This window comes from Alistipes sp. 56_sp_Nov_56_25 (assembly GCF_001915285.1).
In the GTDB taxonomy this organism is placed as follows: Bacteria; Bacteroidota; Bacteroidia; order Bacteroidales; family Rikenellaceae; genus Alistipes; species Alistipes shahii.
On sequence record NZ_MNQF01000003.1, the window covers coordinates 118,698 to 140,228 of the forward strand.

Here is a 21,531-nt window from a genome sequence, read left to right on the forward strand (position 1 = left end):
TATGAAACTCAAAGTTCTACTTATTCTGATGCTCGCCGCCGTGACCTTCACGTCCTATGCGCAGGACGGAGGCATCCGCGGTAAGGTGGTTTCGCGCAACGGTCGCGTGGCCTTGAGCAATGTACAGGTGAAGATCGAATCGCTGGGTCTGACGGCCATGACCGACAAGGACGGCAACTTCATCTTCGAGAATCTTCCTGCGGGCAGCTACACGGTGCTCTTCTCTACGCCCGACTTCGAGGATCTCAACCTGATGGTCCGCGTAGGCGATAAGCATGTGCAGGACCTCAAGTCGGTGATCATCGTGCCGTCGGGGCAGAGTGCGGTTCTGGACGACGCCGTTTTCGCCGAATTCGACAGCGACTCCTCGTCGTCGGACACGCAGGCGCTGCCTTCGTCGCTCTCTTCGTCGAAGGACCTCTTCAACAACATCGCATCGTACCGTTTCAGCGAGATGCGTTTCAACGTCCGCGGCTACGATTCGCAGTACTCGGACATCTACCTGAACGGCATCCGCTTCAACGACGCCATGACGGGCTACGGTCCCTGGTCGCTGTGGAGCGGACTGAACGACGCGACGCGTAACCAGGAGAACTACACGGGCCTCGAAGCGTCGGATTTCGGCATCGGCGGCATCGGCGGCATGACCAACGTCAACGCCCGCGCCTCGCAGATGCGCAAGGGATTCCGCGTGAGCGTGTCGAACGGCAACCAGATGTACCGTTTCCGTGCGATGGTTTCCTACGGCTCGGGACAGTTGGACAACGGCTGGTCGTACGCCTTCTCGGTGGGAACCCGCCAGGGCGGCAACGGCTATGTGGACGGCGTTTACTACAACTCCTATTCCTATTTCGCTTCGGCCGAGAAGCTTTTCGGACAGAACCACCGCCTTGCGCTGACGCTGCTGGCTTCGCCTTCGGAGCGCGGCGCGCAGCAGGCTTCGACCGACGAGGCTTACGCCCTGTTCGGCAACAACTACTACAACCCCAATGTGGGTTACCAGGCCGGCAAGCTCCGCAACTCGCGCGTGCGCAACACCCACGAGCCGATCGTGATGTTGAACTATACGTGGGACATGTCGGAGAACACGCGCCTGAACGCCGCCACGTCGCTGCGTTTCGGCAGGAACGGCTATTCGGCCCTGACGTGGAACGCCGGAGCGGACCCCCGCGGCGACTACTACCGCTATATGCCGAATTCGGATAAGACGCAGATCGTGCCGGGCATAACCACCGACGAGACGATCTATTTTTACGCGATGGATGGCGCCATAGCGAAAGGTGTGTGGGACGGTATGCTCGACTACGACAAATTCTTCCAGACGAATATGCGGAATATCGACACCGATCCGGTGCTGTCCAAACTGATGGGCAATAACAGTCGTTCGAACTACATGATCGAGGAGCGTCACACCGACCAGCTGGACTACAACCTGGCGGTCAACGTGCAGCATAACATGCGCCACAACATGCGCATCGTCGGCGGCGCCAACCTGCGCGTCAACCGCACGAATTACTACTCGGAGATCAAGGACCTGCTGGGCGGCGACTATTGGTATGACATCGACAAGTTCGCCGAGCGCGACATGGCCAGCGCCGAGGCTTACCAGAACGACCTGGATTACTACTGGGCTACGGGGCACGCCCGCATTGCCCGTGTCGGCGACAAGTACGGTTACTACTACCGGGCGCACCTGCTCGAAACCAATGCCTGGGCCAACTACACGTGGGGCATCGGCGGTTTCTCGCTGGGCGTTTCCGGATCGGTCGGCTACTCGAACATGTACCGCGAGGGCATGTGGCGCAAGGGTCTGTTCCCCAACGATTCGAAAGGCGATTCGAAGAAACTCGACTACCTGACCTACGATGCGAAACTTTCGCTGGGCTACAAGTTCTCGGGAGCGCATTCGATCGAGGCCAATGTGGCTTACATGCAGCAGGCGCCCAAGTTCGCGACGGCATTCGTGTCGCCCCGTACGCGCAACACGACCACGCCGGGTCTGAAGGCCGAGAAGATTTTCGCAGCCGATCTTACCTATAACCTCAACCTGCCCTACATCAAGGCGCGTCTTTCGGGATACTATACGACGATCGAGGACCAGTCGAAGGTCATCTCGTTCTACGACGATACCCGCAGTTCGTTCACCAACTTCGCCATGAGCGGTATCGACAAACGCTACTACGGCGTTGAGTTGGGCCTTTCGGTTCCCGTATGGAACGGCCTCTCGGTCGTGGGTGCCTTGAGCTGGGGCGACTATATCTATACGTCGAATCCCAACTTCGTGCAGACGGTTGACAACGTGGACAAGATCGTACTGAAAGATAAGGTCAACTGGGACGGTTATCATGTGGAAAGCTCGCCGCAGCTGGCTTTCAACATCGGTCTCGACTACCGCGGACCGCGCAACTGGTTCGCCGGTGTGAACTTCAACTACTACGACAACATCTATCTTTCGATGAACCCGATGTACCGTACGGCTACCGCCATTAAGTATTATACGAATGTGCTGACTTCCAATACGGCCACCAATGCGCAGAAGGCATCGGCCCTCTCGTCGATCAAGACCCTCCGCAAGCAGGAGAAGTTTGACAGCGCATATACGTTGAGCGCCAATATCGGCAAGAACTGGTATATCCACCGGGTCTACATGCTGGGCTTCAGCCTCGAGGTGAAGAACATCCTCAACGATCAGGACATCCGCACGGGCGGTTACGAGCAGATGCGTATGAGCAAGGTCCGCGGCGAGGGCGGCGAGCAGATTTACGGCCGCTTCCCCTCGAAGTATTTCTACCTGTTCGGTACGACCTATTACCTGAATGTCTATTTCCGTTTCTAATCGCGCAAAGCATAATTTATGAAAAGTCTTAAAATAGCATTGGCGGCTCTCGTCGGTCTGGTGGCCGTGAGCTGCTACAACGATTTCGACACTCCGGCTCCGCAGAAACTCTATGTGGACGACGATATGGCCGCAATGGGGCTTACTCGGATCACCATTGCCGAAGTGAAGGAAAAATTTGGTCCGATCTCCAATACGGGAACCAACGACAATTTCTCCACGACCAAGACCCTCAAGTTCGGAACCCGCACGTCCGAGGAGGCCAAGTTCGACGGCCTCATGGAGTGGCCCGAGGCTTCGAAATACTACATCAAGGGCAAGGTGATCAGCAGCGACCGTCAGGGCAACATCTACAAGTCGCTCTATATTTATGATGATGGTGAGTGGGATGGGGATGACCAGACCGGAAAAGCCGGTATCGAGCTGAAGCTTTACAACGGCCTTTATCTCGACTTCCTGCTCGATCTGGGTGCGAAGCCGATCAAGAGCCAGTGGGTCTACGTGCGTCTCGACGGTCTCTATCTGGGTAACTACCGCATGATGCTTTCGATCGGAGGCGCTCCCTCGGACGGTATCAACACGGCCGGCAACCACAAGTTCTACGCCAACTCGAACCTCGACAACCCGAAGGTTGCCGCCTTGAACGTCTTCCGCGGCGAATACACGACGCTCGACGACTCGGACATCAAGGAGGTCGACGGTTCGAACTACACGTCGCTCGGCGAGGCCGATCTGGGCCGGCTGGTGCGTTTCAACAAGATCAAGATCCGCTATGCGGGTGTGAAGAATCAGGACGGCGTGACGCCTCCGAACCTCAAAAACGGCGGAAATGCGAATCCCTATCCGAGCTGGATCGTGACCGACTGGGGAACGCCCATCTTCGGCGCGTGGTATCGCTGGGCCTACAACAACAGCGAGCAGAATATCCGTCTCTACGGTTCGGTGCTGATGAGCTACAACGATGCGGCGGAGTACACTTCGGACCCGGGCGTTTACGGCATCCGTACGAGCGGTTACAGCCAGTTCGCCATGAAGCCCATCCCGAAGGACGGCACGGAGGGTACGGTGCTGGGCATCTACGGCATCTATGCGAAGAAGAGCGATTTCACGGGAGGTTCGGAGGACTGGGCGCAGTACCAGATTTCAGTGAGCCGTATCGAGGACCTCGGCTTCCCGCCCGAGTCGCTGCTTTCCGAGGAGTGGATCAGGGCCAATACGCCCGCCTCGTCGCTGACGCCTCCCGTGAAGAACGGCGGCGACGATTACGAGGGTGACTGATCCCGCGTTTGAGCAATAAAAAACTGCGACCCAAAAGGGTCGCAGTTTTTTTGTGCCGCGGCGGCAGCGTTACCGCTTGTTCCATTTGCAGGAGGTCTGGTAGTAGCCGATCGCGCGGTCGACCTGCACGGCGTCCTTCCGCTCCATCGCTTCGAGGTGGTGGGGATTCTCCTCGGTGGGAACCACGCGGTACTGCTCGAAGCGGCGCACGGGCGACAGAATCGTGAAGGTGTCGCCTTCGAGGTAGCCGAGGTCCTGATAGGTGGCGATGAACGCGCGGTTGACATATGCCGGGTCGAAGATGCTGCGGCCGTAGAAATGCGAGTCGTAGCTCATGTTGAGCAGCGACAGCAGGGTGGGCATCAGGTCGATCTGCGAGACGATGCCGTCGACCACTCCGGGTTCGATAAGCCCGGGGGCGAGGATCAGCGCCGGGATGTGGTATTTCTGCAACGGAATCTCGGTGCGGCCGGCGCTCGAAGCGCAGTGATCGGCCGTGACGAGGAAGATCGTGTTTTCGAACCACGGCTGCCTGGCCGCTTCGGCGAAGAACCGTCCCAGCGAATAGTCGCTGTAAAGCACGCCTCCGGCGCGGCTCTTCGAGTCGTTGGGAATGCGGATTCGTCCGGCGGGGTAGGTGAAGGGGCGGTGGTTGCTGACGGTCATCACGTGGGCGAAGAACGGCTTGCCGCTGCGGGTCTCCTCGTTGAGCGTGCGGATGACCTTCCGGTAGGCGTCTTCGTCGCAGACGCCCCAGATGTTGGCGAAGGTGATCTCTTCGGGCTTGTAGCTTTTCTGGTCGACGATGTCGTATCCGTTGCCCGAGAAGAAGGTCTCCATGTTGTCGAAATAGCTGTTGCCGCCGTAGAAATAGGTCACGTTGTAACCCTTGTCGCGCAGCAAGGCTCCTGTGGAGTGCATTCCGGCGTTGTTCGGACGCTTGATGATGCTCTGGCCCGGGCAGGGCGGCAGCGAGAGCGTCACGGCCTCCAGGCCGCGCACCGTGCGGTTGCCCGTGGCGTATACGCGGTCGAACGCCAGTCCCAGTTTGTAGAGCGAGTCGAGTACGGGCGTGATCCGTTCCGTGTTGCCGAACCGCTCCATGTACGAGGCGCTCATGCTCTCCATGGTGATCAGCACGATGTTGCGGCGGATCTCCTCCCCTTCGGCGCGCACGGCGTGCAGGTTGTCGCCCGTGCTTTGGTAGACCCCGTGCACGAAGGCTTCGGCCTCGGCTTCGGGACGCGTGAGGTAGAACTGTTCGTAGTCGAGCGTGTTCTTGACGAAGGCGTCGTAGAACTTGTAGAGTCCGTTGGCCTGCAATTCGTTGACGTAGACGTTGTCGCTGTCCTGGAAGCGGGTGTTGAAGTTCAGCAGCCCGATCGCGGCGAACAGCGCCGCGACGTAGGCCGGTCCGATTACGGCTTTCCACCTCCAGCCTTTCAGGCATTCGGTCTGCACGAGTTCGCTGCGGAAGAAGTACCACGTCACGAGCAGCGTCACGACGACGATGCCCAGCGTCATCGGAATGACGGGGTAGGACTCCATGATGTTGCCCACCACCTCGTTGGTGTAGACCAGGTAATCGACGGCGATGAAGTTGTAGCGGACGCCGAATTCGCTCCAGAAGAAATATTCGCTGATGCCGTTGAAGATGATGGCGCCCACGTAGACGACGATGAAGAGGGCGAACCACACCGTGGTCCAGTGGCTGCGGAATCCGGGCAGGAAGAGCCGCAGTGCGAAGCTGCCGGCCCAGTAGCCCAGCACATAGAGGGCGATTCGCGGCGCGACGCTTCCGTATTCGTCGAAGATCGTGTTGAAGAACGCCACGTAGCAGAACGCCGCCACGAGCAGGGCGAGGAGGATGTAGCCCCACGGCTTTTTGTACTTGGTGCGCGAAACGCTCAACATGAAGAGCCAGAGGAAAATGAATCCCGCCGTCGCGGCGCAGAAATCGTTCACGGCGCCCAGCAGGAAGACTTCGCACCATTCGCCGAATGAGAAGGCGAGTGAGGTGGTCTGCTCGTTGAAAAGCAGTACGACGCGCAGCACGAGGCCGACGGCGACGGTCAGCAGCGACAGTTTGAGATAGAGGCCGGAGACCAGCCGAATACTTTTTTGCATGATGAATTTGGGAATTAACGGTACAAAGTTAACCATTTTCAGCCCGTTCGGAAAAAGAAAAGGCAGTCACCGGGTGATTGCCTTGTTCTGTTGTTTTGAAAAATCGTTTGTTTTGGTGCTTACTTCGACGGGCGCATGACGACCTTCACGAGGTTTCCGTCCGCAAGGATCTTCTTGGCGAGCGCCTGCACGTCGGCGTTGGTCAGGTCGCGGATCGCCTGTTCGTGGTCGGCGATGTAGTTCAGGCCCGAGCCGTATTTGATCTGGATGTAGCTCATCCATGCGCCGTTCTGTTCGAGGCTGTTCTTCCAGCTCTTGAGCATGAATTCGCGGTTTTTCTCGATGTCCTCGCTCTTGGGACCGTTGGCTGCGATCTCCTCGATCTCCTTCATCACGATCTCGCGCAGTTCGTCGGCCATCTCCTCGTTGGTGTCGAACGAAATGGTCATGCTGTAAGTCTGGCGGGGGATGTACTTCGTCGAACCCTGGACGCGCACGCCGTAGGTTCCGCCCTTCTCCTCGCGGATCGAAACGAGATAGCGCGAATTGAGCGCCTGCGTCAGGAACGTCAGGGCCATTTTGTTCTTGAGCGTGTAGGGCATCTCACCCGAGAAATGGTAGTTGACCGAGACCTTCGGCTGCTGCATCGGAGCCGTGAACTCCTCCGTAACCTCGCCTTTCACCGGATAGGCCTTGTCGTCGACGTAATTGATCGGTTTGCGGGCGGCGGGGATCGAACCGATGTATTTCTCCACGAGGGGTTTCAGCGTTTCGGGGTCGATGTTGCCCACGAACGTGAAGACGAATCCGTTGGCTCCGGGGTAGAGCTTGGCGTAAATGCCGGGCAGCTGTTCGAAGTCGAACTTGTCGACGATCTCCGTCGAGATCATCTGACGGCGGGGATTGTGGCCGTAGGTCACGTCGGCCACCTTCTCCTGCATCAGGAAGTCGGGATTCGACTTGGCATTGGCGAGCTGGGCGAGGAGCATCTTCGTGAGATTGTCCACGTCGTCCTTGTTGAACCGGGGCTGCGTGAAATTGAGGTAGAGCAGCTGGAGCATCGTCTCGATGTCCTTGGGCGAGCAGACGCCGCCCATGGCGCTGGTGTAGTTCTCCACCGAGGGCTGCACCGAGGCCGTTTTGCCCGAAAGCTGTTTCTTGAGTTCCGTGGCCGAGAATTTGCCGACGCCCGACATCGAGTTCACGGCGGGCATCATTTCGCCCATGTAGTACTCCTCGTCCGAGAGCAGCGACAGGCCGCCCTTGCCGACTACGCCCAGGCGCACTTCGTCGGCCTTGAAGGTCGTGGGTTTCACGACGACCTTCGCACCGTTGGCCAGCGTCCATTCCGTCGTTCCGAGCTGTTTGTCCTCGACCGTCTTCTTCACGGGCGAGCCTTTGAGCACGGTCCCTTCTGCGATCAGCGGCTCCTTGACCACGTTGTCCTCATAGGCCGTGACCTCCGATGCGGCCACCTTGTCGCGGATGGCGAGAATCTCCTCGGCGGTGGGCGTTGCGACGCCCTCCTTCTCGGGAGCGTTGATCACGATCACCTGATTCGTCGGGAGAATGGTCTGCTTCGCGAAGGCGTTGACGGCATCCACGTTGAGCATCTTGATCAGCATGCTGTCGAGCTGCCATTCGGTCTCGGCATCGGGCATCGGCTGGTTTTTCTGGTAGTTGTTCAGATAGGTCTGCACGAATTCGTTGTTGCGGCGGTCGTTGCGGTTGGCGTACGAGCGTTCGGCCTGACGCATCAGGTTCTCCTGGGCGCGTTCGAACTCGCCCTGCGTGAATCCGTAGCGGCGCACCTTCTCCATTTCGGTATAGAGGGTCTCGAAGCCGCGGGCCAGCTTGCCGTCCTCGGTCATGGCCACGAATACCGTGGCGTCGAGCGTCGGGATGATGCCGATCACGTCGCCCGTGCCCATGCCGGCGCCGAGGAACGGCGCGTCGGGCTGCATGGCGATCTCCTGCAGGCGGGCGTTCTCCATCGTGGTCATGTAGGCCTCGATCACGTTGTTGGCCTCGGCCAGCACCGTGTTGGCGAGCTGTTCGGGAAGCGCCGGGCGCTTGATGAAGAGCTGCACCTTCGTACCCTGCATTTCGGGATCGGTGTAGATGCTGACGATCGGCTCCTCGTTGTCGGGAACCTCGATGGTCTCCTTCTGCGATGCGCCGGCGGCGGGAGCCGGAATGTCGGCCATCAGCGTCTTGATCTTGGACTCAATGGCGTCTACGTCGATGTCACCGACCACGATTACGGCCTGGTAGTCCGGACGGTACCATTGTTTGTAGAAATCCTCCAGCTCCTTGTGCCGGAAGTTCTTCAGCCCGTCGAGGTAGCCGATCAAGTTGCGGCGCTCGTATTTCGTGCCTTTGCCCAGCGCCTGCAACAGCTTCATCGTCGAACGCCACGACGCGCCGTCGCGCGTGCGCAACTCCTCCATGATCACGCCGCGCTCCGAGTCGATTTCCGACGGCTCCAGCGCGATGAAGTGCGACCAGTCGTGCAGGATCAGCAGCGCCGAGTCGATGATTCCCTCGCGCGAGGTCGGCACGTCCTTCATGTTGTAGCACGTGTAATCCCAACTCGTGCCGGCATTGAGGTTGGCGCCGAATTTCACGCCCACGGTCTCCAGATACTCCGTGAGCTGTTTGCCCGGGAGGTTCTTGGTTCCGTTGAAGGCCATGTGTTCCAGGAAGTGGGCGAGGCCCTGCTGCGAATCGTTCTCCTGGATGGCTCCCACGTCGTGGAGGATGTAAAAATCGGCCTGGCCTTTCGGCTTTTCGTTGTGGCGGATGTAGTAGGTCATTCCGTTTTCCAGTTTCCCAGTGCGGACCTCCGGATCGGCCGGGATCGGCTGGTTCATCTGTGCCGCGGCGCTGCCGGCGGCGAACGCCGCGACGGCCAGCATCAATAATTTTTTCATGGGCATTTGTGGTATAAGGTTTATTGTTTCTGTGTCTCTTCGGGGCGGTATTCGATGATATCACCCGGCTGGCAGTCCAGCTCGCGGCAGATCGCTTCGAGCGTGGAAAACCGGATGGCCTTGGCCTTCCCGTTCTTGAGGATCGAGAGGTTGGCGGGCGTGATGTCGACCCGTTCGGCCAGTTCGCCGAGCGACATCTTGCGTTTGGCCATCATTACGTCTATGTTTATGATTATCGCCATAAAGTCGTCCCCCCCCCTTTTATCGTTTGCATTTCTCTCATGTCGTCTGTTTTAGATGGTCAGTTTCTGCTCCTCGCTCAAATTCTGGCCGATGGCGAAGACCTCGGCGGCGAAAAGGATCAGGATACCCATGATGATCATTGCGTAGGAGACGTGGAAACCCGCGTCGACGGTGTATCCGCTTCCGGCGAGCAGTTCGGCGGCGCGGCTGTTCATCACCCAGTCCACGGTGTCGCTGATCAGTTCGGTGACGATCGTCAGCATGCCGATTGCGCGCAGATACCAGACGTTGCGTTTGTCGAGCGTGCGCTCTTCGCGGATCGAGCGGCGCAGCGAGTGGATGATCACGAACATCAGTACGATGATGGCCAGATAGAGAAGCGGGCAGAGCATAACCAGCGCATAGAGCCATGCGCTGCCGCCGATCGAACGGAATGCCAGCCCCAGCGGGGATGTGCCCGGGGCGTTCTGCTCGACGACCAGGGCGAGTTTGCGGACGTTGGCTTTGATTTCCACGCCCGGCGCCGCGGCGATTTCGACGGCCGTTTCGGGCTGTCCCGTCACCCGGATGTCGCCCAGCATGTAGATCATGCGCGGCACGCCGGATTTCCACTTTTCGGCGATGTCGTTACCGAGTTCCGCGCCTTCCGCCGCGCCCCGCGAGAAATTGGGCAGGATTCCGTGGGCGATGCTTGCCACGAGTACGATGAAAAACGTAATGTAAATGACCAGCAGGCGTTGCAGGAGCGATTTTTTGTTCTGCATGTGTGACTATTTTGGTTTTACAGTTGCAAAGATAGAATTAATTTTCGAAAAACAAATAATATTTATCGTTTTTCGATAAAATTTTTCGCGGCGGACAAAAAAGGACGGCCGCCTGTGCCGTCCTTCGGATCGTCTCCGGAGCGTTTACTCCACGTTGTCTTTCAGCTGTTTCCAGAATGAAGCGCTGATGGACATTGAGATCGAGATGGCCAGCACGTAGAGGATGAACATGACGACGAACGTGATGAAGCCGATGCCGATCGCGTTGCAGATGGCCTGGAAAATGCCGAATACGATGCCGAACAGCACGCCGACGACCAGCGACACGAAGAACATGGTCCATTTGCTGCCGTAGGTGGCGTCGTTCGAAGCCTTGATGGCCTGTATCGGATTTTTGCCCTTTTCGATGAGGAAATAGTAGGAGAGCGTCCATGCGATCGAGAGCACGATGCCCGGGATGACCATGAAGAGCACGCCGATGAAAATCGGGAAAACCATCAGGCCCATCGTGATGAAGAACTCGCCCATGTAGCGGCGGTATTTGCTGTCGAAAATGCCCAGGGGATTGACAATCTCACCCTTGGCCAACTGTGTGGGCAGTAAGGTGATGGCGATTGTGGTCCCCACATTGAGATAAGGTATCCAGATCGTAATGAGCCATAAGGCCACTGCTGCGATCACCGAAGGTGCGTTCTTTACGCCGATGGCGACGGAATCCTTGAGGGTTTCTCCGAAATCGAGTTTTTTCACTTCCATAACTAACAGGTTTAAGGGTTAACATCAAAAACAAAAATACGAAAAAAATCGTATCTTTGCCTGCATAACCGTAAAATTCAATGCAATGGCTGAAAAATCTCGCTATAATTACCGGGTTGAACCGCAGGACGTGGATTTCACGCTGCGGGCGACAATCCCTTCGCTGGGCGGCTCGATACTCAACACCGCGGGCATCGACGCTCACGGCAAGGGGTTCGGAGTCGATGCGCTGAATGCCGACAACCATTCGTGGGTGCTTTCGCGCATGGCCGTCGAATTCGACTGCCAGCCCACGCAGTACACCGACTACACCGTGGCTACGTGGATCAGCGATTACGGCCGGGTGCTCTCGACGCGAAACTTCACGCTGACCGATGCCGCAGGCCGCGAATTCGGCCGCGCCGTGACGCAGTGGGCGATGATCGACCTGCAGAGCCGTTCGGCGATCGACCTCTCGTGGGTGGGCGACGCGCATGCCGACGCCATCGTCGATGCCGCGCCCCCGACGGACAAGCCGCGCAAGATCCGTGCGGTAAGCCCTACCGCGACGGCCGAACACCGCGTGGTTTACAGCGACATCGACTTCAACCGCCACGTCAACACGATGCGCTATATCGAAATGATGCTCGACATGCTGCCCGTCGACATGCTGACGCAGGAGGCTCCGGTGCGGCTGGACATTCATTTCCTGAAAGAGTGCCGCTTCGGGCAGACGCTGACGGTGGGGTGCGAGTTGCGCGGGCGTTCGGCGCTGTTCGAAATTTCGGCCGACGGCGCTGCGGCTGCCGTGCGTGCCTCTATCGAATGGAAATAGGCCTGCGGGGAACGCTTCGCAGGGCGCTTGTGGAACGGGTTTTGCAGTTTACGGCTGCAAAACCTTTTTTCATTATGGAGAGCGCAACCAAAACACAAGCGAAAAACAAGTATCAGGTAAGCATCGACCTGCTGAACGATGCCGTGGGCAAGGAGATCGCCACTTCGTTGCAGTACATGTATTTCCACACTCATTTCGAGGACGACCGCTACCAGTATCTCTCGAAGATCATGCGCGAGATTTCGATCGCCGAGATGCGCCACATCGAGGAGTTCTCCGACCGCATCCTGTTCCTGCAGGGCGACGTGGACATGAACGCCTCGTTCCGCACCCGGCAGGTCACCGACGTGAAGGAGATGCTGCGCATGGCCATGCAGCTGGAGCAGAGTACGATCGACAGCTACAACGAAGCCTCGCGCATCGCCTCGGAGAACAAGGACGCCGTAACGCACAAGATGTTTCAGGACATCATCGGCGAGGAGGAGCAGCATCTCGACACCTTCCGCACCGAGTTGCAGAACCTGATCGACTACGGCGAGGAGTACCTCGCGCTGCAATCGGCCGCCGGCAGCAAGCATACGTCGAAGAGTTTCAACCATTCCGGCGGCGGCGAATAGCGGTTCGCGCGGCGGAAAGCACTTCTGACGCAAAAAACGGAATCCTTTTGCCGGGGTCCCGTTTTTTCGGTTATCTTTGTACCTGAATCATTCGCGGGAACCTGTGCAAACCCCGGCCGGCGCATGAGTTCCTCCCGGGGGAGGGATTCGGGGCGGGGCGGGCCTGCCGACGCGGCCGGAGGCCGCAGGCGTCGGGTTGCCGGATCGGATGAACGGCATGAAATCGCCGGAATGCTCTGATACGATGAAAATAACGATTTTAGGACCTGCCCATCCCTACCGCGGGGGCCTGGCCTCGATCATGGAGATCATGGCCCGCACGTTCCAGCGGCGGGGCGACGAGGTCGACATCAAGACCTTCACGCTGCAATATCCCTCGCTGCTGTTTCCCGGCGAGAGCCAGACGGTTGCGACGCCTCCGCCTGCGGACCTCCGCATCTGCCGCTGCGTCAATACGATGAATCCGCTGAACTGGGTGCGCGTCGGCCGCCGGATACGCCGCGAGCGTCCCGATTTCGTGCTGATGAAGTACTGGACGCCCTTCATGGCCCCCTGTTTCGGGACCATTGCCCGCATCGCCCGCGGCAACGGCCATACGAAGGTGCTGTGCCAGATTGACAACGTCGAGCCGCACGAACACCACCTGACCGACAAACCCTTCAACCGCTACTACCTGCATTCGGTGGACGGCTTCGTCTACATGTCCGAGCAGGTGCACAGCGAGCTTCGCGCGTACAGCGACGCTCCGGCCCTGTTTTCGCCGCACCCGCTGTTCGAGAACTTCGGCGAGCGGGTCGAACGCTCCGAGGCGTGCGTGCGTCTGGGGCTGGACCCTGCGAACCGCTACGTGCTTTTCTTCGGGCTGATCCGCGATTACAAGGGGCTTGACCTGCTGCTCGACGCCTGGGCGCAGCTCCGGCGCGCGGGCCGCACCGAGGGCCGCCGGCTGATCGTGGCGGGGGGGTTCTACACCGCCCGGGAGCCGTATCTGAACCGGATCGCCGACAACGGATTGCAGGACGAGGTGCTGCTCCACGACCGCTTCATCCCCGACGACGACGTGAAATATTACTTTTCGGCGGCCGATTTCGTCGTACAGCCCTACAAGACCGCCACGCAGAGCGGCGTGACGCAGATAGCCTACCAGTTCTGCGTGCCGATGGTCGTCACGAAAGTCGGGGGACTGGCCGAGATCGTGCCCGACGGCCGGGTGGGGTATGTCTGCGAACCCACGCCCGAAGGGGTTGCCGGCGCCATCGAACGGATGTACGAAGGGGACACGCTTCAACGCTTCCGGGAAAACTGCGTCGAGGAACGCCGCCGCTTTTCGTGGGAGGAGATGTGCAGCCGCATCACGGAGCTGTACGGGCTGGTGGCTTCCGGAAAATAGGGGGCGCCGCAGCTTCCGGGAGAACTGTTTTTTCGGCATTTCGTTTGTTATTCAGGCGAAAAGACCTATCTTTGCGGGACCTAACTCATACTCTTGCATATTGTGGCGTCACAATTCATCAATCTGAAATCCAGGTTGCTTAACCCGTATGTGGTATTTGCCGTCTGGATGCTCTGCACGGTTTGGATCTGCATCACGCAGTCGCTGGCCGGGCCTCAGAACTACAACAATTTCCTGGTCTTCCGCGGGGTGTTCGACCATCTGTTCTCCTCGCTTCCCCTTTACGAGCCCTATCCGCTCGAATACGGGGATATCAACCATTACGGTCCGATTTTCGCCTTTATCATCGCACCTTTCGCGGTGCTGCCGCCGTGGCTGGGCATGTCGCTGTGGTGCATGAGCCTTTCGCTGCTGCTCTACTGGACCGTCCGGCAGCTGCCGATGCCCGTGGTGCTGACGAGCCTGGTGCTGTGGCTGACGCTCAACGACTTTTACGGAGCCTGCTTCAAACAGCAGTTCAACATCGCCGTCGCGGCGCTGGTCGTCGGGGCGCTGGCCATGATCGAGAAACGCCGCGAAGGATGGGCCGCACTGTTCATCGTCATCGGTACGTTCGTCAAGATTTACGGCATCGTCGGGCTGGCCTTTTTCTTCTTCGTGCGGCGCAAAGGACGTTTCATCGGGTATATGGCTTTGTGGAGCGCCATGGCCCTGCTGCTGCCCCTGCTCTTCGTCAGTCCCGAATACCTCTGGTCGCAGTATGCGGCATGGGCCGCCGACATTGTGCAGAAGAACGGTGAGAACATGTTCTGTGCCTATACGAACATCTCGCTGGTGGGCTGTGTGCGCAAGATCAGCGGTTCGCCGGCCTATTCCGACCTGCTGATCATCGTCCCCGCCATGGTGCTGTTTCTGCTCTCCTACCTGCGCACCGGGCAGTACAAACACTTCAGCTACCGCCTGACGATGCTGGCTTCACTCCTGTTGTTCATCGTGCTGTTCAGCAGCGGCAGCGAACACAGCGGCTATGTGATAGCCGCGCTCGGCATGGGTATCTGGTGGGTGAATTTTCCCCCCCCCGCACGCGGCCGGCTCGAATGGACGCTGCTCCTACTGGCCCTGTTCGCCAGTTTCTCCTATAACTTACTCCCGACTAAGTTCTACCGTGGCGTATTCGTAGCCTACGCGCTGCGTTCGCTGCCGTTCTTCGCCATCTGGCTCCACTGCATCCGGAGGCTGTGGCGCGAGGATTTCGCCGTCACGGACGTCCTTCTGGACTACAAAACCCTGCCTGCGGCAGACGAGGCGGCAAACGAGGCGGCAGAATCCCGTCCCGCGCGGCCGGGCGACGGGCTCGACATCGTATGCCCGTGTTACAATCCGGCTCCGGGGTTCGTCCCTGCGCTGGCCCGCTCCTATGCGGAGCTTTGCGCCCGGTATCCGGACAAGCGCCTGCACCTGATCGTCGTCAACGACGGTTCGCCGCATGGTTTCGGCGAGGAACAGCACGGGGCGCTGCGGCAGGCCGTTCCGGATGTCGAGATCGTCGATATTCCGCACGGCGGCAAGGGCGCTGCCATCCGGGCCGGCATCGCCCGTTCCCGGGCCCCGTATACCATCTATACGGACATCGACATGCCCTATACGGCGGAGTCGATGTGCGAGGTGATCGACCGGGTGTTCGCAGGGACCGACGTGGTGATCGCCGTGCGCAACCGGAGTTACCATTCGCGGCTTTCGCCCATGCGCAAGATGATGTCCTACGGGTCGAAACTGCTTAACCGCATCTTCCTCAACATCCGCCATACCGACACGCAGGGCGGTCTGAAGGGCCTCTCGCCCCGCGCTCGGGCGGTGATGCTGCGCACACGCATCTCCGATTTCCTGTTCGACACCGAATTCGTCGTCCTCGCCGCACGCGACAAACGCCTGCGCATCGAGGAGGTCGAGACCATGCTCCGCGACGGCATCGTCATGTCGGCGATGTCTCCGCGGGTGTTGTTCCGTGAATTGAGAAACTTTTTCCGTATCGCCATCCGCCTATGACTGTGACACTCGGTTTCGACGTCGAGGAGTTCGATTTTCCGCTCGAAAGGGGCCGCGGAATCGATTTCGGCACCCAGCTTGCGGTCAGCTCCGAGGGGCTGGAGTTCCTGCTGGACCTGCTCGCGCGGCTGGAGCTGCGGGCCACGTTTTACACGACGGCCAATTTTGCCCTCCACCGCACGGACCTTGTCCGCCGCATCGTCGCCGGAGGCCACGAGGTGGCTTCGCATGACTATTACCACGGGCTGACCGCCGGGTCGGACCCTGCCGGCAGCCGGCGGACGCTCGAAGAGCTGACCGGACAGCGCATTGTCGGCTACCGTGCCCCGCGGCTGGCCGCCGCTTCGTCCGCGGCGCTCGCGGCGGCGGGGTACAGGTACAATTCGTCGATCAATCCGACGTGGATTCCGACGCGCTACAACAACCTCCGGGCCCCGTGCTCCGTGTCGCGGGAGGAGGGGCTCACGATCTATCCGGTTTCGGTCTCCGCGCCTTTCCGCGTGCCGCTGTTTTGGATTTCGCTCCACGTCATGCCGCTGCCGCTCTACAAACTGCTGTGCCGCAGCGCCCTGCGCCGCGACGGGCACCTGAACCTCTATTTCCATCCGTGGGAGTTTTCCGCACGGCTGCGCGAGCCGGCTTTCGGTGTTCCGGGCTATCTTACGCATTGTTCGGGGACGGACCTGCAACGGAAATTCATCCGGCTGCTGGAGTGGCTGAAAGCCCGCGGCTGTCGGTTTTTGACCACCCGCGAATACCTCGGATGCGATGAGTAGGGTAGCGATGATGCTCCGGAGGCTCTATGAGAGTCCGTTCGTGCGCTTCGCCGTGGTGGGAGGCGTCGCCACGGCGGTCAATTACGCCGTTTACGTCGTGCTGGTGCGGTGTTTCGACGACCTCTGGCCGGCCCTTGCCTATTTTTGCGCCTTCTGCGTCAGCATCGTCTGCAACTTTCTGCTGTCGAGCTATTTCACCTTTCGGGTACGGCCCTCTGCCCGCCGTGCCGTGCGGTTCCTGACGGCCCACCTCATCAACCTTGTGAACGAACTCGTACTGCTCGAAATCTGGCTGTGGGCGGGCGTTCCGAAACTCTATGCGCCGCTGTGCGTTTTTCTGGTCGCCTTTCCGGTCAATTTCCTGATGGTGCGCTTCGCCCTGCGCGGGCGTTTGAAATCCTGAAAAAACGGACCCTGCCGTGCGATGCGCGGCAGGGTCTCCTTCTTCATTTATTCGGGTGTAGCTTGGGCTACTTCTTGATATTGGGCAGTTCCAGCCCGTATTTCTTTTTCCGGTCTTCCGCTTTGAGCCACAGTCCCAGCAGCATCGCCAGCACGCCGCATGCGACGAAAATCAGCATCGGACGGGTGTAGTCGTAGGGCATTCCCTCGGTCCGTCCGGCGTTGAAATATTTGAGTGCGAAGCCGAAGAGCATCGGGAAAAGGCACAGTCCGATGTTCTGAATCCAGAATATCAGCGAATAGGCGGAACCCAGATAGCGCGTCTCCACGATCTTCGGAACCGAGGGCCAGAGTGCGGCCGGAACCAGCGAGAACGAGATGCCGAGCAGGACGATCGAGCCGTAGGCGACGGGCTTGCTCGGGAACTCCGGGAGCACGAAGGCGAAGGTCAGGTGGCAGACGATCATCAGAATGGCGCCTAAAATGAGCATCGTGGCGCCCTTGCCCTTGTGGTCGAGGTATCGGCCCAGGAAGGGGGTGATGGCCGCCGCGCCCATCGGGAACCAGCGGAAAATGTCGGCTGCGGTCTGGGCCGATACGCCGAGGTTGCTCTCCAGCATGTTGGTGGCGAAGCGCTGGAAGGGGAAGATGGCCGAATAGTAGAGCACGCAGAGGAACGCGATGATCCAGAACACCTTGCTGCTCAAGATGTACTTCAGGTCGCTGACCTTGAACTCCTCCTCGCTGCCGCCTCCGCCCCGGCTGTCGAGACCCAGTTGTTTGTCCAGTTTGCGGTCCATGAAGGAGAAGATCACGAACGTCAGCAGACCGATCAGCAGCAGCGCCGTGCAGAATGCCACCGGTCGTACGACCGTTGCGGGAGCCATGTCGGCGAGCCACGGCGAAATGGAGAAGATGGCGAAAACGCCGACGCGGGCAATGGCCATCTCAAGCCCCATGGCCAGAGCCATCTCCTTGCCTTCGAACCACTTGGCTATGGCTTTTGATACGGTGATGCCGGCCATCTCCATGCCGCAGCCGAAGATCATAAAGCCCAGCGACGCCAGTTTGGCCGAGGCGGGGAACGAGGTCCACCACGAGCCGAGCCACGTTTCGATGCCCGAACCCGCGAACGAGTCGCTCACGGCGTAGTATTTCAGACAGGCGCCGATGAACATCAGCGAAGCCGACAGTTGGCCGGTGAACCGCACGCCCATCTTGTCGAGGATGATGCCTGCGAGGATCAGAAATCCGAAGACGTTGAGTATGAACTCCGAACTGCCGTACATGCCGAATACGTCGGGGGTCCATCCGCGCTGTGCCTCGATCATGCTTTGCAGCGGCGACATCAGGTCGACGAACATGTAACCGAAAAACATCGTGGACGCGATGAGCAACAACGCCGTCCATCGGGCTGCGGGCGAGTCGTTGAGTTTACGTTGGATAGTTTCTGCCATATTTTTTTGTGTTGAGTTAGTTATCCAGTGATGCGTAGCGTTTCAGCACCTCGTAGGCTTCGGTGATTCCCAGTTCGCCGGCTTTCGAGAGGTCGAGGCAGCCCTTGCGGGTGTCTTTCATAAACAGCTGGATGATGCCGCGGTTGTAGTAGGCCTCGGCGAATGCGGGGTTGAGTGAGATGGCTTTGGTGTAGTCCTCGAACGCCTCGGGCAGGCTGCCCGAGAGGGCCAGCAGGTTGGCGCGGTTGTAGTAGGCGTAGGCGAAGTCGGGGAAGAGCTTCACGGCCTTGTTCAGGTCGGCCACCGCCTCGTCGTAGCTGTACGTGCGTTTCGAATTGTTGTTCAGTCGGTTGGCGGGGTCCGAGTCGATCGTGATCCGCTGGTAGGAGTTGTCGATCGACGAGATGAAGTCGATCATCTCGGCGCGCGTCGTCGAGCGGTTCAGGTAGAGGAACGGGTTCGACGGGTTCAACTCGATGGCCGACGAATAGGTGCTCACCGAATTGGTGTACTGCTTGATGAGCGACTGCGTGACGGCGCGTTCGAAGAGCACGGTCCATGCGGGGTTGCTTGCGTTAAGCTCCTGCACATACTGCTTGTCGAGCATCACCAGCGTGTCGGGCGCGATGTTGCTCTCGCGGCACGAGAGGGTGAGGTATTCGTTGCCGATGCGCTTCTTGAAATCGTCGACGCGTTGCAGGTGATAGGGTTTGGCTGCGGGAACCGAGTCGGGGCGCATGAGCGTGAACTTGAACAGCGGCAGCAGGCGCATCTCCTCGTGTCCGCCGTTGTGGCCCGTGATGCGGTCGAAGCTGCCTCCGGCGAACTTGCTGTCGAACGACAGCAGGCGGTCGAAGCGCTGCGTGGTGTCGGCGTAGATCGAATAGGTGCTGTCGTTCAGGCGCGAACGGTATTCGGCGATTTTCCGCTGGGCGATCGAGCGGTCCTCTTTGGCGCCCTGCGGGTCGCGGAGCAGTTCGCGCAGCCGGCCGCGGTAAATGTAGGCGTTGGCGAAGTCGGGGTATAGCTTGATGGCCGAGGTGTAGTCCTCCACGGCGCGCTCGATCTCGCCCAGCTGGGCGTAGACGCCTGCGCGGTTGTAGTAGACCAGCACGTTGTTGGGCGAGTAGAGCGCCACTTTGTCGTAATCCTCCAGCGCGCGGTTGTAGTCGCCGATCTGCGTGCGCAGCATCGCGCGGTTGAAATAGGTCAGCGAGTTGGTCGAATCGAGCTGGATCACCTTGTCGAAATCGGCCAGCGCCTGCATCGGGCGGTTGGTGGCGTTGTAGACCAGCGCGCGGTTGAAGTAGGAGAGCAGGTAGGCCGAATCGCACTCGATGGCCTTGTTGAAATCCGCCTCGGCCTCCTTGTACTGTTCCTGCTGGAGGTGCAGTCCGCCGCGGCGGTTGTAGCCGTTGGGATTCTCGCGGTTGGTGCGTATCGCGGTGTTGAAATTCTCGTAGGCGCGCGTGGTGTCTTTCAGGTGGAGGTAGCTCAATCCCCGGCAGATGAAGGCGTCGGCCACCTTGTTCTCCTGGCGGATGAACTTGTCGAAATCATCGATGGCCTCCTTGAACTGCTGGTTCAGCAGGCGCGTCACGCCGCGGCTGTAATAGGGGCCCGGCAGGTCGGGGCGCAGCTCGATCGCCTCGCGGAAGTCCTGCAAAGCGTCGTCGTAGTTGCCCAGACGCGAGCGCGTGATGGCGCGGTAGGTGTAGGCCTGCGTGTAGACGGGATTGAGCCGGATGGCCGTCGAGAAATCGTCCTCGGCGCCCAGCAGGTCGTCGAGGTTGTATTTGGCGATGCCGCGCAGGAAGTAGCCTTCGAAAGCGTCCTCGTCGAAGCGCAGCAGGGTGTTCAGCGTGCGGATGGCCTCCTGGTAGTCGTTGTTCATCATGCACGAACGTCCGACCCAGAAAAAATATTCCCGGTTGTACTGTGCGTGGGCTTTCGTGCCGCACAGCAGGGCGGTTCCCAATATGATTCCGGCGATGAGTTTCCGCATGCTGACTGATTTTGCTCTTTAAACGGTCTTTCCGAGCGATTTATTATTCCTGTTCGTATCCGAACCTGCGTAATTGCCGTTCGTTGTTGCGCCAGTCGTCGCTGACCTTGACGAACAACTGGAGGAAAACCTTCTTGCCGAGGAACTGTTCCATGTCTTCGCGCGCCGTCTGTCCGACCCTCTTCAGCTTCTCGCCCTTGTGGCCGATCAGGATGCCCTTCTGCGAGTCGCGGGCCACGTAGATCGTCGCCGCGATGCGGTCGATCGTCGGCTCCTCCTTGTAACTTTCGATCTCGATTTCGCAGCAGTAGGGGATCTCCTTGTCGTAGAATTTGAGGATCTTCTCGCGGATGATCTCCGAGGCGAAGAAGCGCAGCGTCTTGTCCGTGAGCGTATCCTTGGGGTAGAACGCCGGGCCTTCGGGCAGCAGCGAGAGGATGGTCCGGAACAGCCCTTCGATGTTGAAATTCTCCTTGGCCGACGTGGGGACGACCTGCGCCCCGGGGATTTCGGCCTGCCATTTGTCGACCAGCGCTTCGAGCGCTTCGGGCGTCGAGAGGTCGATCTTGTTGATGACCACGACGGTCGGAATGCCGCTCCGGCGGATGCTGTCGACGATTTCGGCCGAGCGTTCGCTCTGCTCCACGGTGTCCGTGACGTAGAGGATCACATCGGCGTCGGTCAGGGCGCCCGTCACGAACTTCATCATCGACTCCTGCAACTTGTACGAGGGCTTCAGGATGCCGGGCGTGTCGGAGTAGACGATCTGGAAATCCTCGCCCGAGACGATGCCCATGATGCGGTGGCGTGTGGTCTGCGCCTTGGAGGTGATGATCGAGAGTTTTTCGCCCACGAGGGCGTTCATCAGCGTCGATTTGCCCACGTTGGGATTGCCGATGATATTTACGAAGCCGGAACGGTGCATTTTTTTTGCTTTATTCGCAGACAAAGGTAGGGATTTATTCGAATTTATCCTATATTTGTTTTACAATATGCTAAAATCGCACTGCCTATGAAAAAATGAGAACTTTTGATTTTTAATGCCGCTACGGCGGCACACGACATATAAAAGCGCATCGGCTTTTCT

The 21,531-nt window shown here is 59.1% G+C and carries 16 protein-coding genes; 8 read left to right on the forward strand and 8 right to left on the reverse strand.

Features of this window, described 5'->3' with window-relative positions; genetic code table 11:
* Window position 1 precedes the first annotated feature (1 nt).
* Entirely contained in the window at window positions 2-2,836 is a 2,835-nt protein-coding gene (locus BHV64_RS02285; protein ID WP_288115535.1) for a TonB-dependent receptor, read from the forward strand.
* Between the two features lie 18 nt (window positions 2,837-2,854).
* Window positions 2,855-4,114, forward strand: coding sequence for a DUF5689 domain-containing protein (locus BHV64_RS02290; protein WP_217727151.1), 1,260 nt, complete (start codon window positions 2,855-2,857; stop codon window positions 4,112-4,114).
* A 69-nt stretch (window positions 4,115-4,183) separates the two neighbouring features.
* Here the strand turns inward: BHV64_RS02290 and BHV64_RS02295 are convergent, their stop codons facing one another.
* The 5 genes from BHV64_RS02295 to BHV64_RS02315 form a co-directional block, all read right to left on the reverse strand.
* Window positions 4,184-6,241 carry an LTA synthase family protein gene (locus BHV64_RS02295; RefSeq protein WP_288115536.1) on the reverse strand — a complete coding sequence of 686 codons (2,058 nt, stop codon included), beginning with the start codon at window positions 6,239-6,241 and terminating at the stop codon, window positions 4,184-4,186.
* A gap of 119 nt (window positions 6,242-6,360) precedes the next feature.
* The gene (locus tag BHV64_RS02300) at window positions 6,361-9,159 is read right to left on the reverse strand and encodes a M16 family metallopeptidase (RefSeq protein WP_288115542.1); all 2,799 of its coding nucleotides are present in this window, start codon (window positions 9,157-9,159) and stop codon (window positions 6,361-6,363) included.
* Window positions 9,160-9,194: 35 nt separating this feature from the next.
* Entirely contained in the window at window positions 9,195-9,416 is a 222-nt protein-coding gene (locus tag BHV64_RS02305; protein ID WP_044054568.1) for a helix-turn-helix domain-containing protein, read from the reverse strand.
* 51 nt (window positions 9,417-9,467) lie between these two features.
* Window positions 9,468-10,181: a DUF2975 domain-containing protein gene (locus BHV64_RS02310; protein ID WP_015547802.1), complete on the reverse strand. Its 714-nt coding sequence runs from the start codon at window positions 10,179-10,181 to the stop codon at window positions 9,468-9,470.
* 144 nt (window positions 10,182-10,325) lie between these two features.
* Window positions 10,326-10,937 (reverse strand): hypothetical protein, encoded by a 612-nt coding sequence (locus tag BHV64_RS02315; RefSeq protein WP_138266122.1) that lies wholly within the window; start codon window positions 10,935-10,937, stop codon window positions 10,326-10,328.
* Window positions 10,938-11,022: 85 nt separating this feature from the next.
* On the opposite strand from BHV64_RS02315, the gene BHV64_RS02320 reads away from it, so the two are divergent.
* The 6 genes from BHV64_RS02320 to BHV64_RS02345 all read left to right on the forward strand — a co-directional run bounded on the left by BHV64_RS02320 (window position 11,023) and on the right by BHV64_RS02345 (window position 16,983).
* Complete coding sequence (locus BHV64_RS02320; protein WP_015547800.1) at window positions 11,023-11,751, forward strand: acyl-[acyl-carrier-protein] thioesterase; 729 nt, start codon at window positions 11,023-11,025, stop codon at window positions 11,749-11,751.
* A gap of 74 nt (window positions 11,752-11,825) precedes the next feature.
* On the forward strand, window positions 11,826-12,368 hold the full coding sequence (locus BHV64_RS02325; RefSeq protein WP_044054567.1) for a ferritin-like domain-containing protein: 543 nt from the start codon (window positions 11,826-11,828) through the stop codon (window positions 12,366-12,368).
* A 244-nt stretch (window positions 12,369-12,612) separates the two neighbouring features.
* Entirely contained in the window at window positions 12,613-13,758 is a 1,146-nt protein-coding gene (locus BHV64_RS02330; RefSeq protein WP_288115537.1) for a glycosyltransferase, read from the forward strand.
* A 135-nt stretch (window positions 13,759-13,893) separates the two neighbouring features.
* Window positions 13,894-15,804 (forward strand): glycosyltransferase 87 family protein, encoded by a 1,911-nt coding sequence (locus BHV64_RS02335; protein WP_254886356.1) that lies wholly within the window; start codon window positions 13,894-13,896, stop codon window positions 15,802-15,804.
* Window positions 15,801-16,580 (forward strand): polysaccharide deacetylase family protein, encoded by a 780-nt coding sequence (locus BHV64_RS02340; protein ID WP_015547796.1) that lies wholly within the window; start codon window positions 15,801-15,803, stop codon window positions 16,578-16,580. The genes BHV64_RS02335 and BHV64_RS02340 overlap by 4 nt, the downstream gene beginning before the upstream one ends.
* The gene (locus tag BHV64_RS02345) at window positions 16,573-16,983 is read left to right on the forward strand and encodes a GtrA family protein (RefSeq protein ID WP_118406461.1); all 411 of its coding nucleotides are present in this window, start codon (window positions 16,573-16,575) and stop codon (window positions 16,981-16,983) included. Before BHV64_RS02340 ends, BHV64_RS02345 begins: the two co-directional genes overlap by 8 nt.
* A 67-nt stretch (window positions 16,984-17,050) precedes the next feature.
* On the opposite strand, the gene BHV64_RS02350 is transcribed toward BHV64_RS02345, so the two are convergent.
* The 3 genes from BHV64_RS02350 to era are packed head-to-tail and all read right to left on the reverse strand — an operon-like array spanning window position 17,051 to window position 21,369.
* Complete coding sequence (locus BHV64_RS02350; RefSeq protein ID WP_193559972.1) at window positions 17,051-18,439, reverse strand: MFS transporter; 1,389 nt, start codon at window positions 18,437-18,439, stop codon at window positions 17,051-17,053.
* 16 nt (window positions 18,440-18,455) lie between these two features.
* Entirely contained in the window at window positions 18,456-20,444 is a 1,989-nt protein-coding gene (locus BHV64_RS02355) for a tetratricopeptide repeat protein (protein ID WP_022062538.1), read from the reverse strand.
* Between the two features lie 43 nt (window positions 20,445-20,487).
* Window positions 20,488-21,369 carry a GTPase Era gene (gene era, locus BHV64_RS02360; RefSeq protein WP_015547792.1) on the reverse strand — a complete coding sequence of 294 codons (882 nt, stop codon included), beginning with the start codon at window positions 21,367-21,369 and terminating at the stop codon, window positions 20,488-20,490.
* Between the last annotated feature and the right edge of the window lie 162 nt (window positions 21,370-21,531).

What these genes read in the sequence shown, in the direction of transcription:
- BHV64_RS02305 (WP_044054568.1), bottom strand. Translation starts at nt 9,416, where the DNA reads ATGGCGATAATCATAAACATAGACGTAATGATGGCCAAACGCAAGATG.
- BHV64_RS02285 (WP_288115535.1), top strand. Translation starts at nt 2, where the DNA reads ATGAAACTCAAAGTTCTACTTATTCTGATGCTCGCCGCCGTGACCTTC.
- BHV64_RS02300 (WP_288115542.1), bottom strand. Translation starts at nt 9,159, where the DNA reads ATGCTGGCCGTCGCGGCGTTCGCCGCCGGCAGCGCCGCGGCACAGATG.
- BHV64_RS02330 (WP_288115537.1), top strand. Translation starts at nt 12,613, where the DNA reads ATGAAAATAACGATTTTAGGACCTGCCCATCCCTACCGCGGGGGCCTG.
- BHV64_RS02295 (WP_288115536.1), bottom strand. Translation starts at nt 6,241, where the DNA reads ATGCAAAAAAGTATTCGGCTGGTCTCCGGCCTCTATCTCAAACTGTCG.
- BHV64_RS02315 (WP_138266122.1), bottom strand. Translation starts at nt 10,937, where the DNA reads ATGGAAGTGAAAAAACTCGATTTCGGAGAAACCCTCAAGGATTCCGTC.
- BHV64_RS02290 (WP_217727151.1), top strand. Translation starts at nt 2,855, where the DNA reads ATGAAAAGTCTTAAAATAGCATTGGCGGCTCTCGTCGGTCTGGTGGCC.
- BHV64_RS02345 (WP_118406461.1), top strand. Translation starts at nt 16,573, where the DNA reads ATGAGTAGGGTAGCGATGATGCTCCGGAGGCTCTATGAGAGTCCGTTC.
- BHV64_RS02325 (WP_044054567.1), top strand. Translation starts at nt 11,826, where the DNA reads ATGGAGAGCGCAACCAAAACACAAGCGAAAAACAAGTATCAGGTAAGC.
- era (WP_015547792.1), bottom strand. Translation starts at nt 21,369, where the DNA reads ATGCACCGTTCCGGCTTCGTAAATATCATCGGCAATCCCAACGTGGGC.
- BHV64_RS02310 (WP_015547802.1), bottom strand. Translation starts at nt 10,181, where the DNA reads ATGCAGAACAAAAAATCGCTCCTGCAACGCCTGCTGGTCATTTACATT.
- BHV64_RS02320 (WP_015547800.1), top strand. Translation starts at nt 11,023, where the DNA reads ATGGCTGAAAAATCTCGCTATAATTACCGGGTTGAACCGCAGGACGTG.
- BHV64_RS02340 (WP_015547796.1), top strand. Translation starts at nt 15,801, where the DNA reads ATGACTGTGACACTCGGTTTCGACGTCGAGGAGTTCGATTTTCCGCTC.
- BHV64_RS02355 (WP_022062538.1), bottom strand. Translation starts at nt 20,444, where the DNA reads ATGCGGAAACTCATCGCCGGAATCATATTGGGAACCGCCCTGCTGTGC.
- BHV64_RS02350 (WP_193559972.1), bottom strand. Translation starts at nt 18,439, where the DNA reads ATGGCAGAAACTATCCAACGTAAACTCAACGACTCGCCCGCAGCCCGA.